The organism is Candidimonas nitroreducens, assembly GCF_002209565.1.
Lineage (GTDB): Bacteria > Pseudomonadota > Gammaproteobacteria > Burkholderiales > Burkholderiaceae_B > Candidimonas > Candidimonas nitroreducens.
This window is the reverse complement of sequence record NZ_NJIH01000003.1, coordinates 710,715-728,385: the sequence shown is the minus strand read 5'-3', so window position 1 is coordinate 728,385 and position 17,671 is coordinate 710,715. Positions and strand designations below refer to the sequence as shown.

Genomic DNA, 17,671 nt, shown 5'->3' with positions numbered 1-17,671 from the left:
TCCCGGTCGATTCTTGCGACGCAACGCGCATGTATGCCTGCTCCATAGAGATGTGCCGTTCAGCGCAGCGCCGTGCCGTCGCTGCTGCGGAACAGATGAATTTTTTCGCCGGGCAGTTGCAGGGTCGCACTGTCGCCGGCCCTGGCCTTGAAATCGGGAGGAACCCGCGCCACATGGCGGCCGCCTTCGCAATTGAAATACAGCAAGGTGTCGGAGCCCAGCGGTTCGACCACGCTTAGCGTGATGCCGATGCCGGCACCGCCGGACGGCCCGATCTGCAAGTGTTCGGGGCGTATGCCGGCCACGGCCGTGCGTGCGCCGTCGCGCGCCAGAACCTGCAGCAGCCTGGGCGGCACGGGCAAGGCTGCGCCAGTCTTCAGGCGCAAGGTGTCGCGCTCGACCGCCACATCGAAAAAATTCATGGTGGGCGAGCCGATGAACGAGGCCACGAATTGGTTGGCCGGTTCGCGGTACACCTGATCCGGGGTGCCCACCTGCTGGATGACGCCCTTGTTCAGCACCACGATGCGATCGGCCATGGTCATGGCTTCGACCTGGTCGTGCGTGACGAAGATCATGGTGGTCTTGAGTTCCTGCGACAAAGCCTTGATCTCGGTGCGCACCTCGGTGCGCAGCTTGGCATCGAGATTGGACAAAGGCTCGTCGAACAGGAACACCTGGGGGTTGCGCACCATGGCGCGGCCCATCGCCACGCGTTGCCGCTGGCCGCCGGACAGCGCCCCGGGCTTGCGCTTCAGGTAGGGCTCGATATGCAGCAGATCCGCGGCCCGCTTGACGCGGCGGTCTATCTCGGCACGCGCAGTGCCGCGCATTTCCAGGCCGAAGGCCATATTGTCGTAGACGCTCATGTGCGGATACAAGGCGTAGTCCTGGAACACCATCGCGATGTCGCGCTTGGCCGGCGGCACATCGTTGACACACTCTTCGCCGATATACAGCTCGCCGCCATCGATCGGCTCCAGCCCCGCCACGATGCGCAGCAGCGTGGACTTGCCGCAGCCCGAGGGCCCGACAAAAACCATGAACTCCTGGTCGCGGATCTCCAGGTCGAGGCTGGGTATGACCACGGTATCGCCATACCGCTTGACCAGCTGCTTCATATGTATCGCGGCCATAGGCGCCCCTTACGCGAATGCGAGCAATGGTTTGATCAGCTCGCCGGCGGCAAAGCGGCCATACATTTCCGGCAGCCGGTCGATGCCGAATGTGGTGTCCACCAGCCTGCGGTACTTGGCCTCGTCGCCGCGCAGCAGCTCGATATTGGCGGCCAGATCGCCCTTGGGGAAATAAAAGGTGCGCACCATGTAGAAGTCCTTGCGTCGGATGGCCTTGTTCTCTTGCAAGGGCCAGGGGTTGTCGTTTTCTCCGACCAGCATCACGGCGCCGTTGGGCAGGACGATTTCGATCGCGCGCGTGCGCGCCGCGTGGGCGCCGCTGCACTCGACGATCAGCTTGAAGCGCTTGTCCATGTCTTGCGGCGGATGAGGCCGCGCACCGAAGGATTCGGCCACCGCCAGGCGCTCGGCCTTGGGGTCGGAAATATAAATGTCGCGGTATCCGAGGTTCTGCAGGGCGATGACGGCCCCCAGGCCCACCGGCCCGGCCCCCGTCACCAGCACCGGCCCGGAACTTTCGGGCGGCACCAGCGGCCGGATGAAGCGCACGGCGTGCGCCGACGTGCCTATGGTGTCCAGCAGCAGCGGCGCCAGGTCGTCGTCGATATCGTCGGGCACCGGCAGCAGGCACTGCTCGGGCACGGTCAGGTACTCGGCGTAGCCGCCGGGCCGGTTCCAGCCGACCAGCACCGATTCGTTCAGGCACATCTGCGTATTGCCGGCCCGGCACATCTCGCAGTGGCCGCAATGCACGGGGATGTACACCAGGCAGCGCCGCCCATCCAGCGCATGCCCGGGCGCCTCGACGACACCGAAGATTTCATGGCCTGGCGTGTACTGCGCGCCCTTGATCCAGAGCTTCGTGTCCGAACCGCACAAGGCGGTGCGCTTGACCTTGAGCAGCAGCTCGCCGGCCGCGGCCGTCGGCTTGGCGACGTCCTCGATGGAGATTTCTTTGTTTCCGTGGAATTTGGCAGCATGCATATCGAACCTTTATCCCTCTATCCTTTGACGGCGCCCAGCGCCAGCCCCGACACCAGCCGGCGCTGTACGCAGAAGGCCAGCACCAGCGGCGGCAGCGCGATCAATGTCGCGGCGGCCATCAGCGCGCCCCAATCGGTGGCGCCTTCACCGATGAAATTGAACGAAGCCGCGATCAAGGTCTTCGTATCGCTGTTGGAAAGAATCAGCGCGAACAGAAAGTAGTTCCACGAAAACACGAAGGCCAGGATGGCGGCCACGGTCAGCCCGGGCATCACGAAAGGCAGCGCAATGCGCCGTAGAATGACCCAGGCATTGCAGCCGTCGACCTGCGCGCTTTCCAGGACGCTGCGCGGGATGCCGTCGAAGTACGGCAGCAGCACCCACATCACGATAGGCATGGTAATGACCGCGTGCGTCAGGATCAGCGCCCAATAAGAGCCGATCAGGCCCAGTGCGCGGAACATGGCATACCAGGGCAGCAGAAACAGCGTGCCGGGCGCCATGCGCGCCAGCAGCGTCAGCGTGGCCGGCCAGCTGACTCGCGTCCAAGACACGGCGAATGCGGCGGGCACCCCCAGCGCAATACCGATCAGCGTCGATCCGCAAGTGGTGACGAGGCTGTTCCAGGCGTACAGGCCGAAGGGCGTGGTCTCGAACAGCCGTACATAGTTTTCCAGCGTCGGCGAGAACACCAGCGTGGGCGGGTAGGCGGTCACGTCCGCCGAAGGCTTGAACGAAGACAGCACCATCCACGCCACGGGCAGCAAGATGACACATGCCACGGCCAGCAGCTGCAGAACCGTCAGATAGCGCAAGACCCGTGAATTCATCGTCGCCTCTTACAATGCGGCATGCTTGCGCAGGCGCGTCAATACCAGCACCGCACCGAACACGATCGCCGACAAGGTGATCATCAGCGCGCTCGCGTAGCCCATGTCGAAGAACTCGAACCCCTTGCGAAACCCGTAGATGTTCAAGGTGTTGGAGGCATTCCCGGGGCCGCCGTGCGTGGTGATGTAGATAATGTCGAAAAAGCGCAATAAGTCCACGCTGCGCAGTATCGTCGCGGTGACCAGCGTGGGCATCAGCAGCGGCAGCGTGATGCGGCGAAACGTCTGCCAGCGCGAGGCTCCGTCCAGCTGCGCCGCCTCGTAGACGCTGGGCGGCAGCGATTGCAGTCCGCCCAGCACGATCAGCGCAACAAAGGGCGTCCACTGCCACGAGTCGATCATGGCCACCGTGGGGATGACCCACTGCGGCGAAGCCAGCCAGCTCGACGGCGGCAGGCCGAACTCGCCGAGTATCCAGTTGGCCGCCCCGATGGATGGATCCAGGATCACCAGCCACATCATGCCCACCACCACGGGCGGCAGCACGAACGGGGAAATCAGCAGCGTGCGCAGGCTGCCCCAGATGTGCTTGGCGCTGTGCAGCAGCACGGCAATGTATGTGCCCAGCAGCAGCTGCAGGATCAAAGACAGCAGATACAGCTCGATGGTGACTTCCAGCCCGTTCCAGAATTCCGGGTCTTGCACCATTGCCACGTAATTGCTGCCGCCGTTGAAGGTGGCCGGCATGCCGACGCTGAAGTGCTCGAAACTGAGCCAGATCGCATACATGAACGGAAATGCGATCATCAGCACGGTGAAGGCCGTGGCGGGCAGGGACATGGCCAACAACTGCCGCCGCGTGCCTATCGACTGGCTCATTCCTGCCTCTCTTTGCCCATGCGCGCCGCAGCGCGCCGGCCATCGCCTTGCTGGAACGAATATCGCATAATCCCCTCAGCCCGCCAGGAAGCCGCCGTCGACCGTGGTCACCGAGCCGGTCATATAGTCTGCCGCGGGCGAGCACAAGTACACCACGCTGCCCGCGATATCGTCCGGCTGCGCCCAGCGCCCTTGCGGAATGCGCGCCGCGATGCGCTGGTAGTGGGCCGCGTCTTTGCGCCCCTGGGCATTGATCGAAGTTTCTACGTAGCCGGGGGCCACGGCGTTCACGCGTATGCCCGCATCGGCCCATGCCAGGGCCAGCGATTTCGTCAGCATCACCACCCCGCCCTTGCTGGCGCAATAGGCCGGTATGGTAGGCAGCGCCGCAAAGGCGTTCATGGATGCGATGTTGACGATGCTGCCCGGCCGCTGGCCCGCGGCCCTTTCCAGCAAGGGCCGGCACGCGCTGCACATGCGGAACGTGCCGGTAAGATTGACGTCCAGCACGCGCTGGAAGGTCGCAAGCTGGAACTCGTCGAAGCGCGCCAGAATCCCGGCGCAATTGACCAGGGCGTCCAGGCGATCGACCTCTTTCATGAACTGGGCAATCTGCCCGTCGTCGGTGACATCCAGGGCTGCCAGCGTCAGGCCCTGGCCTGGCTGCAACATGCTGTTGGCCAGGGCAGCGTCGTTCACGCCCGTGGCGACGACTTCGCATCCCGCCTGCAGGAAAGCCCGGGAAATCGCCGCTCCGATGTCTCCGGCGCCGCCGACGACTAATACCCGATACCCAGGCTGGAACGCGAACAGAGACATGTCGGACTCAGGTCAACATATAAAAAGGGAAAAACCATCTTGCTCGGCCGCCATGTAAAGCGCGGCTTGCGCCCTACATGGCATTGCGGACATGGCCGGGCCGGCTTCGGCAAGCATGTGGGCCGCGCGTCAGTTTCCGGCGATCAGCTTGTCGAGCTTGGCGTCGGCGTCGCTGCACGCCTGCTGCACCGTCTTCTGGCCCAGGATCATGGCGGTGACGGCCTGGCCTATGTATTCACGCGACTCGGCATTGGCAACAATGGGATAACCGATCTTCGATTCACCCAGCTTGCCGACCTGGTTGACCGCGTCGATCCATTCCTTGCGCACCGGCTGCGCGTCGACCCACTTGCGGAACCCCGGGCTGTCGGCGACCGACGCGCGCGGCGACACGATGCCGTCCACGGCGAGTTCGGCCTGCGTCTTGGGGCTGGTGGCCCATTGAATGAAATACCAGGCCGCCTCTTTCTTCTTGCTATGGGACGAAATGGCAGCCGTCCATCCCAATACCGTCGGATGCAGGCCTCCGGGCCCGGGCGGCAACAGGGTAATGGCCGTATCCTTCAAGCGCGCGCCGCCCGCCATCATGTTGCGCAGCTCGTTGGATGATTCGAAGGCCATGGCCGCGCGGCCGTCCTTGTACAGCGAAGAAATCTGATAGAAGCTGTAGTTCACGACGCCCGGAGGGCCATAGTCCTTCAACAGGCTCGAATACAGGCTCAGCGCGGCTTTGCCGGGGGCCGAGCACAGCTGCGACTTGCCGTCCTTCATGTATTCGCCGCCCTCATTGTGCAGGAACACGCTGAAAGTAAAGGGCAAGGCCGGCTTCAGGCCGCGCGAAACGAACGGCGTCATGCCGGGCTCGCAGGTCTTGAGCTGCTTCGCCACGCCGGGAAGCTGGTCGAGCGACTTCGGCACCGCCACCTTGCACTTGGCAAAAACGTCTTTGCGGTAATACAGCACCGGGCCCTCGATATTCAAGGGGATGCCGTTGAGCTTGCCGTCTACGGTGGCATCTTTCACCAGCCCGGGGCTGAGGCCCGCAAAATCGTAGCCGGGCGCCGCATCATTCTTCACATAAGACGACATGTCCGCATACCAGCCCGCCTTGGCGAACTGCAAGCCCTCGCGCGAAGGCAGGGACATGAACACATCGATTTCGTCACTGCCCGCATTCATCACCGTCATCAAGCGCTGGCGCATCTGCTGCTCTTGGTAGGTATCGACCTTGAGCTTCATGCCGGTGAGCTGCTCGAACTCGTGCCGATGCTTCATCAGCGTATTGGCAATGGGGTTGTTGTTGGCGAGTATCGACAGTGTCGTACCCTGGAACTTTTTCCAGTTGAAGGCCTGCGCATCGGCGGCCTGAACCGTCATGCAGCCGGCTGCCACGAAACCCGCGGCAACACCTAGAACTGCTCTTTTTACACCGGTTTTCATATTGTCTCCTGGTAGAAGCAACTAGCCTGGTTTTATTATTCTTGTAACCGTTTGCACATGATTCTATGGCTGTAGTTTTTGAGTGTCAATGTTTTTTTCGTTATGAACAAAGAGTGGGATCTGGATATTCCAGCCCCAGGTGGTAAACAGATATATATGTATTAGACAGTTTCATGAAACCCGTTACAAAACAAATCAAGGCGGTGGACGGGCGATTCAACTCGAGGAGGATTGCAGCGAAAGTTCGAAATACCGGCACGCCCGGCGCACGCCGGCGGCATACGCACCAAGCAGCGAGACACTGGTCACGGCCTACTAAAACCCCGGCGCTCCAAGCCTATGCGCGCCGGCGCCGGCGTCACGGCTCGCGCTGCTCGCGGAATTCCGGCAGCCAGTGCAGCAGCCGCTGCTCGAACCAGGTCACGCAATACACCAGCCCTACGCCGACGATGGACAGCAGTGTGATCGCCGCGAACATGTCGGTGGCATTGAGCGTGGCCAGCGCCGTGATCATCAGGTAGCCCATGCCAGTGGTAGAGCCGACGAATTCCGCCAGCACCACGCCGATCAGCGCGAAGCTGATGGCATTGGGCAGCGAGGCGAAAGTCCACACCGCCGCCGAAGGTATGCGCACACGCCACAGGATCTGGCGCGGCGACCCGCCCAGCGTGCGGCAAAAATCCAGCAGCTCGGGCTCGACGCTGCGCCCGCCCTTGTAGGTATTGAAGAACACCAGGAAGAACACCACGAACCACGAGGTCGCCACCTTCGAGGCGATGCCCAGGCCGAAGAACATGGTGATCAGCGGCACGAAGGCGATGCGCGGCATGGAATTGAAGGCCACGATGAAAGGGTTGAAGACATCGGCCAGGGTGCGATTGCGGCTCAGCGCCATGCCCACCACGAAGCCGCTACCCACGCCCACGATCAGGCCCAGGAAGGTCGCCTGCAAGGTCTGCCACAAATGCGGCCAGACCGAATGCGGGCCGGGCAGCATCCACTGCCAGAGCCGCACCGCGATCAGGGACGGGCGGCTGATGAAGAACGGGTCGAAAATCGTGTTGTGCACGAACCAGGGTATGCGGGTCAACAGCTCCCACGAACCGATGATCACGGCCAGGATGACGACTTGCCAGGCAGTGATGCGCACGCGGCGCGTCCTGGCGGCACGCCGGCTGCGCGCCAGGTATTCGGCATGGCTCGGGAACGAATCGCTTTGCCGCACGGCGTCCGCGTCGCGGGCAGAGGCCTGATCGGAAGAAGATGGCAGCGTCATGGCGGTTAGGGCCTGTTCACACTAAAAGAGGAGCCGCACTAATGGACAAGTGGGCGCCAGGCTAGGCAGTGGCGCGGAACTGCTGCCCCAGCACGCCCCATATGCTTTGGAAATGATTCAGGAACTGGGCGCTTTCCCGCACGCTGAAGACATCTCTTGGATATTCAATATCGATATGCTCATCCAGCAGCACACCGCTAGGGGGCGACGACAAGACCACGACCCGGCTCGACAGGGTGATGGCCTCGTCCAGATCGTGCGTGACCAGCACCACGGTCTGCCCCAGCTTGCGCCAGATGTCCATCAGTTCCCGGTGCAAGTGCGTCTTGGTGTGCGTATCCAGCGCCCCGAAAGGCTCGTCCAGCAACAAGATGCGCGGCTCCACGGCCAGGCTCATCAAAAGCGCCACGCGCCGCCGCATGCCGCCCGAAAGCTGGTGCGGGTAGGCGTTGGCGAATTCGCTCAGGTGGCCCAGCTCCAGCAGCGCAGCCACCCGGCTCTGGATCTGCTGCGGCGACATGGAATGGAAGCGCAGGCCCAGCGCCACGTTCTTCTGCACCGTATACCAGGGCAGCAGCGTATCTTTCTGGAATATATAGCCCAGCGACGGATGCAGCCTGCCTTCCACGGGCTGGCCGTCGATGACGATGCTGCCCGAGCTGGGCATGAGAAAGCCCGCCATCATATGCAGCAAGGTGCTCTTGCCGCAGCCCGACGGGCCGACGATGGACACGAACTCGCCGCTGTCGATCTGCAGCGACACATCGCCTATGGCATGGGTGCTGGCCTTGTCGGTCTGGTATGTCTTGCTGACATGCCGCAGCTCGATCACGACGCCATACCCCGCGCCTTGCGCACGAAACTCATGTCGACGCACTGGGAATACGGCACGGTCTTGATCTGCTCGTTGCTGAACTGCCGCCCGTCGCCCATGATGCGCGTCATGCGGTCGTAGGCCTCCTGCGTAATGATGTTGTCCTTGAGCCAGACCTTGTTCTTGTACAAGTCTATCGCCTTGAGCACGCTGGACTTGGACAGCGAGCTCAGGTAGTCGTCGTAGATCAGGTCGGTGATGGCCTGCGCCGAGCTGGCATTGATCAGGTCTTGCGCCTTGACCATGGCGGTCACGAAGGCCTGCACCTGATCGGGGTGGCTTTGTATGGTGTCGCGCAGCGTATACGCGGCAATGCCCGGCACGTCGCCGCCCACATACTGGTTCCAGGCCGTATCGTTGGTGCCGTCGAAGATCGACACGCCCCAGCCTTCCTGCTCGGCCTGCTCCATCATCGAGGCCGTGGCCATGGTGGCCGCCACGGCGCCCGTCTTCAGGGCGCCCAGCATGGTGGCCAGATCGCCCAGCGGGCGGATGTCCACGGTCTTGGAAATACCCGCGCGCTGCATCAGATAGATCGCCATCAGCGCGGTCACCGAGCCCGGCTGGGTCGCGCCGATACGCTGGCCGGCCAGGTCTTTCAGGGTCTTGAACTTGCCGCTTTCGTAGTCCGTCTTGCGCACCAACACATTGGCGTAGGTCATGCGGCGGTCGAAGCCGAACACCAGGGCCGCAGGCTTGCCCGCCAGCGCCAGCGCCGGCGCGGCCGTGGCCGCCGTGGCGCCGAACAGAATCTGCCGCGCCGCCAGCATCTGGTTGGTGCGCGGGCCGCTCTGGGAATTGATGTACTTGACTTCGAGCCCTTCCTGGCCGAAGTAGCCCTTTTTCAGCGCGACGTAGCCGGCGGTGAAGATCGGGTCGATACTGCCTTGGCCATACAGCACATTGCCCAGCTTGGCCGCAGCCCGGGCGGCACCTGCCCCCAGAAGGCCGGCGCCAGCCAGCCCCCCGGCGGCGATCAGGATGCTGCGGCGGCGCGGGGAAGGAATCGGTTGCGTCATGTCTGTTTGTCTCCGGTGTGAATCGCCGATGGCCGGCCAAGGCGCCGGCGGAACCTTGGGCATCCGCGACAGCAACAGCATACGTTCCCTGCGCAGTGCCTACTGCGCCATTCTATTTCCAAACTGCGGCGTGCACTACCTATGAGCGGGATCCGGCTTCCAGCATTTTCGTGATCTCGCTCAAGTTCGCGCATTGGTCTATGCGCTGCAATGCCTCGAAGCCATCGGCCACCTGCGCCGCGGGCAACAGCCGCGTGGCGCAGTCGCTGAATTTTTCCCACATTTCATGATCGGACATCGGGTTCGCACCGCCACGCCCCAAGGCATGCGGCACACTACCGACCATCGTTCTCCCGTCCTTGGTCACTACCGTGACGTCAGCCGCGAATTCATTTTCTTCCTCATGGGTGCCTGCGTTCGCGGTCTTCGGGAATGCAGCCAAAGACGTTCTTGCGATCAATTCCCGCACCTTGGGCTCCACGTAGGCGTCATTCTCGAAATGGTGCAATCGCACCGCGCCATCGACCAAGGACCTGGCAGTAACATATTGAATACTGAACTTCGCCGCCAGCGGCGATTGCGGATCGGGATTGTTGGTGTGAGGCAAGCGCCGCCGATTGGCCTTGATTTCGATGGATGCAACATTTTCTGGCTTCAGACCGCGGCCAACCAGTTCCAGCATCGCCCGGATGGCAGCGTGCGTGCTGCCACAGCACGGGTACTGTTTCAAGCCGACAGACTCTTGCTCGGCCTCCAGCAGCACACCCCAATCGTCGAGCATGCGCCCCCGATCCACATTTTCAAGGCCATCAAAAGCTGCAAAAAAACCCTGCTTGCTTTCCAAGGCATCGAGATTTGCCGTGAATCCGCTATTGGCCAGCTGGGCGGCGAATAGCCCGTTCCTGGCACAATGCCCCACATGCAAGGGCTTGGTCATCGTTCCAAAATTCGCCTTTACGCCATTGGCCAAGGACGCGGCAATTGCGAGAGCGGTCGCGGTATGCTGGACATCCAGCTGCAACATGCGTGCCGCGGCCATGGCGGCACCGAACACCCCGATAGTAGAGGTAGGGTGCCAGCCCTTTTCATAATGATGGGGATTCACCACGCGCCCCACCCTGCACTCCGCCTCGAACCCGACCACATAGGCTTCAAGCGCCTGGCGGCCCGATGAACCCAGCGTTTCTCCCAATGCCATAATTACTGGAACCAGGGTGACAGAAGGATGGCCGCCCATGGCGTGCGCCATATCGTCATAATCGGCCGCATGCGATGCGGTTCCGTTGACCAAGGCTGCATCCAGCATTCCAACTCGGCGATCCGTGCCGAACATCAGCGCTTCACCGGGCGAAATGCCGCCGGCCAGCGCTTTTTTCAGAACGACCGTCGGCGGCTCCAAAGAGCCGAGCAGCGTCACGCCTATCGTGTCGATGATGCCGGCTCGCGCCACTTTTAATGCTCGAGGCGATATATTGTCGATTCTGATTTCGGCCAGCTTTTCCGCCAGCGTCAGTGCATCCGACCGTTGTGTGCTCATGATCAATCCTGGGCGGCCACGGTTTCGAAACTATGAGTGCCTGTGCGTGACGGGAAGCCGCCACGTACAGCTCCGACACTTCGATCACGATACAAGGCGCCCATCTGCGGGCTCAATTCCCTGCTGTTTGGCACCGACAGCCACATGCGCAGTAAATGGCGCTTACGATCCGGTTCGTCAAAATCCACGAATCCCGTCCGAGCGTGATAAGTTACGTGATTGTTCAGCAACTGGATATCACCAGGCTCGAACAACATGCCGAAGTGGAACCGTGGATCGTTGGCATGGGCCTGTACCACCGATATGGCTTCGCGCTGTGCCTCCGAAAGTGGCGGCAATTCCTTGAAATTCTCATGCGCAGCCAGAATATGCGGCCGAATGTAGCGCGAGCTGAATTTTCCCGCATATTCGGAATATATCGGCTGCTGGTAGTAAGGCAGCTCTCCCGACGCCTCCTGCCCCTTCCAGCTCCAATAAAAAGGCTGATACAACACATCGAGCAGATCCGAGCGCGTCCGGGCTATCTCGTTGCGTATGGCCACCGAGCTGCAAATCATGCTGACCCCGCCGCTTTTAGCCGTGCGCAGCACCATGAGCGTCACCACATCCGCGCTGTCGGTATGAAAGCCAAGGCCCTGCCTGGACATATAGCCGCGGCCCGTGGCGCTATTGACATCACTGCCAAAATTCATCACATCGCCCAACAGATCGCCTTTGCTGCTTTGGGACACGGCGGTGCCGAGATGCAGCCCCAAGCCCCAATACATCAGCCGTAATTCGTCTTTGTTGTATTTCAACGCAGGCAAACCTCTTAGCACCACCACGCCGCGCCCATTTTCCAGCCGATCATGCACCTCTGGAACCAGTGCGTCGAACCCCTGCAACGGAAAACTCTCTTTCGTAATGTCCTGAATTTCCACGCCGGCTTTTTGAGCAGAGCGCAGCGCATGGTCAACTGCCGCAATCTGATGGCCGGAAAGCCGGATTACCCACTCCAGGGGATCCGCCATTGTGTCGGAAGTCCAGTTCGAATTGCCATGGTAGGCATCTTTCATGCTCGTCTCCAATGAACGCATGGTGTGATGAATCGATAGAATCGGGGCGCACGAACCCCTTGCACGCCAGGCAGAACCTGCGCGCCGTGTCGCGTTACCTACGCCGTGTTGACTTGATCTACTTTTCGCCCAGACGGGCAAGTATGGTTACCCTGACCTGATCGATATGATGCTGCATGGCTTGCCGGGCACGCTCCGCGTCGCCTTGCATAATGGCTTCGATGATAGCCAGGTGTTCCGCGCAAACCGCGTGGCGGCGCATCGGCAGGCGGCCCAGCCTGAACATGGCAGTGCGAGTTCGAAGATCGGCAATCATTTGCTGCAGAACCGGGTTGCCGCAGGCGTTCACAATCAGCATATGAAGATCGACGCCATCTGTAGGATCGGGAGTGATGACGTCTTCTGGCAAAGCCAGAATGCCCTCGATCCGCGTCATGAGAACTTCGAGCTTGGCCGCGGGGATCTTGCCCGCTGCCCGGCTGGCGGCCTCACCCTCGAGCAAACGCCTGACAGCCAGAATGTGCATGAATTCTTCCACCGGCAGGGCGCGCACGACTAATGCGCCGCTGCGCTGGCGTTCTAGCAGGCGCTCGCCTTCCAGCCGGCGCACCGCCTCTCGAACCGGCGTGCGCGACATACCCAGGCGCAGCGCAATTTGCCTTTCGGTCAGGACTTCATTCGGCTCGAGCTCCCCCGCCAGCAACATCTTCATGAGAGTTCGATGCGCCATGTCGGAACGTGAAATATCCGATGCCTCTTCCAACGTAATTTCTTCGACTGTTTCCATTGACATACTCGGAGCGTTCTAGCTATCGAGACTAAAGTATACGCTGGATTTCTTTTTTGTGCACCATTGGTATACCACTTGCATTCAACGTGAATTCCAACCATAATCCGGGGCATTGAAATTCAAAGCGGCATTTCAGGGAGAAAAAAATTGGAGAGCGAATTACGCATCCTCACACCCACCGGCATGCTCGGATACGGCTTGGTCATCGACGGGTTCGAACGCGGGTTGGCGCTCAAGCCGCATGCCATCACCATCGACGCCGGCTCGACGGACAGCGGCCCGCAAAAACTGGGCTTGGGCAGCACGACGTGCAGCCGACAGGCTTATGTGCGCGACTTGACCGTAGTGCTCGAAGCAGGCCATAAACACGGAATTCCCATTTACATCAGCTCGGCCGGCGGAGACGGCACCAACGCACATGTCGACTATTTCCTGGACATTGCGCGTGAAATAGCCACGGCTCACAAGCTGACATTTAATGCCGCGGCCATCTATAGCGACATCCCGAAAGATCTGGTAGCCGGTCGCCTGCAATCGGGAAGAGTCCGGCCATTGGGCCCCGTACCAGAACTGACCGCCAGTGAAATCTCCGCGGCTACGAATGTAGTCGCTCAAATGGGCGCCGAGCCCTTTCTGGGCGCCATGCGGTCAAACTCGGCGCCGAGCCTCGTCATTGCCGGCCGCGCCTACGATCCAGCCCCATTGGCCGCCGTATGCATGCATCATGGTTTCGACCCCGCGCTGTCATGGCACATGGGAAAAATCATGGAATGCGGAGCCATGTGCGCAGAACCAAACGGGCGCAACATCATGGGCTACATGCACCGCGACTATTTCGAACTGGAGCCCCTGAACCCTTCCGAGCGCTGTACTACCGCTTCAGTCTCCGCCCATACCCTATACGAAAAGTCACATCCTTATTTTCTGTATGGCCCGGGCGGCATGCTCGATGTGTCGGAATGCACCTTCGAACAGATTACAGATCGCCGCGTTCGCGTCAGCGGCAGCCGCTTTGTTCCCTCGCAGGCCTACACCGTAAAACTGGAAGGCGCCAAACGATTGGGATATCGCAGCATTTTCATAGGCGGTGCCCGAGACCCGAAATTCATCGCCCAAATCGACCCGGTCATCGAACGCATCCAACAGGATGTACGCAAGTACTTCAACGATATCAGCCCCGACGACTATCGCATCGAATTTCATATATATGGAAAAAACGGCGTCATGGGCCATCTGGAACCCAGACCCGACCTGGTAGGTAAAGAACTGTGCATCATCGGCGAAGTGGCCGCGACCACACAAGAAATGGCCAACGCCATCTGCGGACGATTGCGCACCTCCATCCTGCATGCGCCCTATGAGGGTAAACAGGCGACGGCAGGAAATCTCGCCATGCCCTTCACTCCCCTCGAGATCCCCCTGGGTGAAGTGTGCGCTTTCAATATCTATCACCTGATGGAGCTGGAGTCTCCTACCGAATGCTTTCCAATTAAATTTTTGGAGATCAAACCATGACTGGCTCGAAGCCGCTCAGCAGCCTGGCCAAAGTAGTTCGAAGCAAAAACGCCGGGCCCTTCGAAGTAACTTTCGACGTCATCTTCGCACAGAGAGAAACCTACGAGCACGTACGGGACAGCGGTGTCATCAACGAAACGCTGATTTGCCGTTTGTACAAAGTGACGCCCGAAAAGATCATTACCTTGGGATTCTTTGATCGGATCCAATCAATCAAAATCACCCTGCCGCGCCCGCGCCCCCAAGGCAGCATCGGCGAAACCGACATGCACTGCTGCCAGCAGCATATCCCGTTGGCGGAAGTCCAGATCCCCGGCACGCCGCAAAACCAATTCGACACCCAATCACCCAACGAATGACACCGCGGTGTGCCCAAACCCCGTGGCATCACCTATTTCAACAGGAGACAATATGAACTGGAAACCACGCATCACATCTCTGATCGCAAGCGCCCTGGCCATCGGCACCACTCTGGCATTCACAGCCGCCCCCGCTTCGGCTGCCTATCCCGACAAGCCCATCCGCTTCATAGTACCGTTTACCCCAGCGGGCGCAACAGATGTGGTCGCACGCATAGTAGCTGAAAACATCGCACAGAAAACGAAAGCCACCTTTGTCATAGAAAACCGCCCCGGAGCGGGCGGCAACATAGGCATGAGCACGATGGTTCACTCTCCGGCCGATGGCTACACGATAGGAATGATCGTCACATCCCATGCCATCAACATGAGCATGCCCGAAAAGCCCAACTATGACGTGACCAAAGATTTGACCGCAGTGAGCATGCTGTGCAAAGCCAGCAATGTACTGCTGGTGAACCCCAAGCTGCCGGTGCATTCCGTAGCGGAGCTAATCAAACTTGGCCAATCGGGAAAGACGGCGCTTAATTTCGGATCGGCCGGAAATGGAACCTCACCCCACGTCGCGGGCGAGCTGTTCAAGCAAATGACCCACGTGAAAATGACGCACGTTCCATACCGCGGCGCCGGCCCCGCGATGATAGACCTGATCAGCGGCAACATACAGCTGATGTTCTCGTCGATTGCGAATTCCGTGCCACATATCAAGCACGGCGATGTCCGCGCACTGGCAGTCACCAGCACCGAACGCTCGCCGCTTCTGCCCGACGTGCCCACATTCGCCGAGGCCGGCCTGCCGGGCTACGTCGTCGAAGGCTGGCTGGGCATAGTCGCCCCGGCCGGCATCCCGGCGGACGCCTTGTCGTGGCTCAGGCAACACATCAGCGTAGCCTTGAAAGATCCCGGCGTCATCAAGGCGATCGACGCACAAGGGCTGCAGGCAAGCAGCCTCCCTCCGGAAAAATTCCAGGCATATATTGATTCCGAAGTAGAAAAGTGGCGCAGGGTACCTAAAACAGACAACTGAAATCCATGCCGCGAGACGATGCGCGGCGTTCATGGGCGTTCATGAACGCCGCGCGCCGGCCCGCAGCTATTGCGCCTGGTAGCCCACTATTTCAACCAGTCCGCGCAAGTCCTGGATTTCCTTTTTCCAGTATGCCCGGCTCGCATCGGCGCTCATGGGATCGAAGACAGAGCGCCCTTCTTCTTCCATACTCTGGCGCACGGCCGGCTGCTGCAACGCATAATCGATGGCCTGGTGCAGCGCGTCCATAGTCTTCTGCGGGGTGCCCTTCTTCACGAAGTAAGCCCCCGTGATTCCATAGTCGAAATTCTTCAGCAGCTTGCTGTCGGTGACCTTGGGAATCTCGTTCAGCGCCGGCGGCGCCTTGCTGCCGAGCGTGGAAATGATTTTCAGCCGGCCCTCATGCTGCAGGCTGAGCATGGAAGTCTGGAACGGCAGCACGGCAAAATCGATGCGCCCGCCAGCCAGGTCGATCAGGGCCGGAGAAGAACCCCGATAGGGCACATGCTGCACCTTGAAGCCCATTTCCTTGGCCATGCGCTCGGTAATCAAGTGGTACATAGAGCCCATGCCCACGCTGCCGAAGCTCAGTGGCGCGTCCTTTCTCTTGCGGGCCAGGCGTATGAAATCATCCAGGCTGTCGACGCCCAGGTTCGAGCGCGCCACGAGCACGATCGTGGCCCTGGCGATCGGCTGCACCATATCGAAGTCTTCGGGCTTGAAAGTCACCGCTTTGTTGACCAGCGTGGGCAGAATCAACTCGTTCGGCGAGCCCTGGAAAAACAGGTAGCCATCAGCCTTCGCGTTCAGCACGCGGTTCGCGGCGATGGTGCCCGTTGCGCCGCCGATGTTGTCCACTATGACTTTCTGATGCAGGGTCTTGCCGATCGGGTCGGCGAATATCCGCGCCGTGGTGTCGCTCGGCCCACCCGCGGGATACGGGACGATCAGCGTCACCGGGCCGGCGCTTGGGTATGTTTCGGCCGCACTCGCCGCCGACAAGGGCGACAGCAGACAGGCGCCCGCGGCAAGCGCGAGCGCCAATGTGGCCCGCACAACGCGGGAATATCTCCTGACCATGCTCTTTTCCTTTGATAAGCAAGATGAACGGAACGCTCGAACGGCAAACGCCCGATCCGGATCATCAGCTTATTAGCCGCTCAGCCGGGGAACAATGACAGCCGCAAGCATCAATGCATGCGGTTTACGCAACAATTACGGCGCGACACTTTGCTTATTGCGCAACGCCCACGGTCTGCCCCGGCGGCGGCGTGTTTTGCGGAACATGTTTGACCAGGTATTCCAGCAGCGACTTGGCGGCCGCCGAAAGGTGCCGGCCGGCCCGGGTGACGACGGCAATACCGCACTGGTTGAAAATCGGATTGTTCATGGGCAGCGCCACGAGTTCGGGCATATTGAACCAGGTGATGAAGGCCCGCGTGCACAAGACATAGCCGAGGCCGGCGTTGGCGAACTGGAACAAGGCTCGGAAGGACGAGGTGGACAGCGTGTGCCGCAATTGCGCTTGCTCGCTGATTTCAGCCGCACGCACATACTGCCGCAGGCCGAAGCCCTCGTGCAGCGTGGCCGAATTGTAGGCGGCCAGATCCGCCAGCATCAGCGGCCGCTCGATGCGTGCCAGCGGATGAGACCGGTGCACGATGGCCTGGATGGGCAGCGCTGGCAGGCTTACGTGATGGCGCAGGCGCACGTCATGGAATTCGCCATACAGCAAGCCGATGTCCACCTTGTCTTCGACGATGTCGATGACGTGCCGATCCACGCTGGAGACGGCCAGGCTCAATGTAATGTTCTCGTGCTCGCGCATGTAGTTCGTGATCATCGGGTAAAAGAACAGATCCAGCATCCCTTCCCCCAAGGCCAGGTCGACATGGCCGCGGTCGGCATTCCTCGACTGCCTGACCTCTTCGTGGAAATCTTCCAATATGTCGAGCTGGCGCCGAGCATAGCGCGCAAGAATCTTGCCCGCCTCCGACGGAACCACCCCACGCCCCTTGCGCTCCATCAGGCACAAACCCGTCTCCTCCTCGAGCTGGGACACGGCCCGACTGATCGACGAGGGATCCACGCCCAGCGTTTCGGCGGCGCCCGCGCACCGAGCCCGACACGG

18 protein-coding genes are annotated in these 17,671 nt (G+C 60.7%); 3 read left to right on the top strand and 15 right to left on the bottom strand.

The genetic code is table 11. From position 1 onward, the window contains the following. Nucleotides 1-59 precede the first annotated feature (59 nt). From CEY11_RS06980 to CEY11_RS25690, 13 genes are all read right to left on the bottom strand, one after another. Complete coding sequence (locus CEY11_RS06980) at nucleotides 60-1,136, bottom strand: ABC transporter ATP-binding protein (RefSeq protein WP_088602611.1); 1,077 nt, start codon at nucleotides 1,134-1,136, stop codon at nucleotides 60-62. 9 nt (nucleotides 1,137-1,145) lie between these two features. Further along, the gene (locus tag CEY11_RS06975) at nucleotides 1,146-2,120 is read right to left on the bottom strand and encodes an alcohol dehydrogenase catalytic domain-containing protein (protein ID WP_088602610.1); all 975 of its coding nucleotides are present in this window, start codon (nucleotides 2,118-2,120) and stop codon (nucleotides 1,146-1,148) included. 17 nt (nucleotides 2,121-2,137) lie between these two features. Further along, entirely contained in the window at nucleotides 2,138-2,950 is an 813-nt protein-coding gene (locus CEY11_RS06970; protein WP_088602609.1) for a carbohydrate ABC transporter permease, read from the bottom strand. Nucleotides 2,951-2,959: 9 nt separating this feature from the next. Further along, on the bottom strand, nucleotides 2,960-3,829 hold the full coding sequence (locus CEY11_RS06965; protein ID WP_088602608.1) for a carbohydrate ABC transporter permease: 870 nt from the start codon (nucleotides 3,827-3,829) through the stop codon (nucleotides 2,960-2,962). A gap of 75 nt (nucleotides 3,830-3,904) precedes the next feature. Then, nucleotides 3,905-4,648 (bottom strand): SDR family NAD(P)-dependent oxidoreductase, encoded by a 744-nt coding sequence (locus tag CEY11_RS06960; RefSeq protein WP_088602607.1) that lies wholly within the window; start codon nucleotides 4,646-4,648, stop codon nucleotides 3,905-3,907. Nucleotides 4,649-4,777: 129 nt separating this feature from the next. Continuing rightward, a complete protein-coding gene (locus CEY11_RS06955) occupies nucleotides 4,778-6,088 on the bottom strand; it encodes an ABC transporter substrate-binding protein (RefSeq protein WP_233154747.1) in 1,311 nt (436 codons plus the stop codon). 358 nt (nucleotides 6,089-6,446) lie between these two features. Continuing rightward, nucleotides 6,447-7,364, bottom strand: a complete 918-nt coding sequence (locus CEY11_RS06950) for an ABC transporter permease (protein ID WP_088602605.1) — start codon at nucleotides 7,362-7,364, stop codon at nucleotides 6,447-6,449. Nucleotides 7,365-7,425: 61 nt separating this feature from the next. Then, nucleotides 7,426-8,196, bottom strand: a complete 771-nt coding sequence (locus CEY11_RS06945) for an ABC transporter ATP-binding protein (RefSeq protein WP_088602604.1) — start codon at nucleotides 8,194-8,196, stop codon at nucleotides 7,426-7,428. Beyond that, nucleotides 8,193-9,257, bottom strand: coding sequence for an ABC transporter substrate-binding protein (locus tag CEY11_RS06940; RefSeq protein WP_088602767.1), 1,065 nt, complete (start codon nucleotides 9,255-9,257; stop codon nucleotides 8,193-8,195). The genes CEY11_RS06945 and CEY11_RS06940 overlap by 4 nt, the downstream gene beginning before the upstream one ends. A 139-nt stretch (nucleotides 9,258-9,396) precedes the next feature. Then, nucleotides 9,397-10,794, bottom strand: coding sequence for an MmgE/PrpD family protein (locus CEY11_RS06935; protein WP_088602603.1), 1,398 nt, complete (start codon nucleotides 10,792-10,794; stop codon nucleotides 9,397-9,399). Nucleotides 10,795-10,796: 2 nt separating this feature from the next. Beyond that, a complete protein-coding gene (locus CEY11_RS06930) occupies nucleotides 10,797-11,849 on the bottom strand; it encodes a TauD/TfdA family dioxygenase (protein ID WP_158215222.1) in 1,053 nt (350 codons plus the stop codon). Between the two features lie 118 nt (nucleotides 11,850-11,967). Further along, entirely contained in the window at nucleotides 11,968-12,636 is a 669-nt protein-coding gene (locus tag CEY11_RS06925; protein WP_158215221.1) for a GntR family transcriptional regulator, read from the bottom strand. A gap of 122 nt (nucleotides 12,637-12,758) precedes the next feature. After that, a complete protein-coding gene (locus CEY11_RS25690; protein WP_233154774.1) occupies nucleotides 12,759-12,944 on the bottom strand; it encodes a hypothetical protein in 186 nt (61 codons plus the stop codon). A 22-nt stretch (nucleotides 12,945-12,966) separates the two neighbouring features. Between CEY11_RS25690 and CEY11_RS06920 the strand changes: the two genes are divergently transcribed. The 3 genes from CEY11_RS06920 to CEY11_RS06910 are packed head-to-tail and all read left to right on the top strand — an operon-like array spanning nucleotide 12,967 to nucleotide 15,540. Beyond that, nucleotides 12,967-14,154: an acyclic terpene utilization AtuA family protein gene (locus tag CEY11_RS06920; protein WP_233154769.1), complete on the top strand. Its 1,188-nt coding sequence runs from the start codon at nucleotides 12,967-12,969 to the stop codon at nucleotides 14,152-14,154. Continuing rightward, nucleotides 14,151-14,513: a DUF4387 domain-containing protein gene (locus tag CEY11_RS06915; protein WP_088602600.1), complete on the top strand. Its 363-nt coding sequence runs from the start codon at nucleotides 14,151-14,153 to the stop codon at nucleotides 14,511-14,513. The genes CEY11_RS06920 and CEY11_RS06915 overlap by 4 nt, the downstream gene beginning before the upstream one ends. Before the next feature lie 52 nt (nucleotides 14,514-14,565). Further along, nucleotides 14,566-15,540 carry a Bug family tripartite tricarboxylate transporter substrate binding protein gene (locus CEY11_RS06910; protein WP_088602599.1) on the top strand — a complete coding sequence of 325 codons (975 nt, stop codon included), beginning with the start codon at nucleotides 14,566-14,568 and terminating at the stop codon, nucleotides 15,538-15,540. A gap of 66 nt (nucleotides 15,541-15,606) precedes the next feature. Here the strand turns inward: CEY11_RS06910 and CEY11_RS06905 are convergent, their stop codons facing one another. Both CEY11_RS06905 and CEY11_RS06900 read right to left on the bottom strand, forming a co-directional pair. Next, nucleotides 15,607-16,620, bottom strand: a complete 1,014-nt coding sequence (locus CEY11_RS06905) for a tripartite tricarboxylate transporter substrate binding protein (RefSeq protein ID WP_088602598.1) — start codon at nucleotides 16,618-16,620, stop codon at nucleotides 15,607-15,609. Nucleotides 16,621-16,774: 154 nt separating this feature from the next. Beyond that, nucleotides 16,775-17,602: a LysR family transcriptional regulator gene (locus CEY11_RS06900; protein WP_233154746.1), complete on the bottom strand. Its 828-nt coding sequence runs from the start codon at nucleotides 17,600-17,602 to the stop codon at nucleotides 16,775-16,777. Nucleotides 17,603-17,671 lie beyond the last annotated feature (69 nt).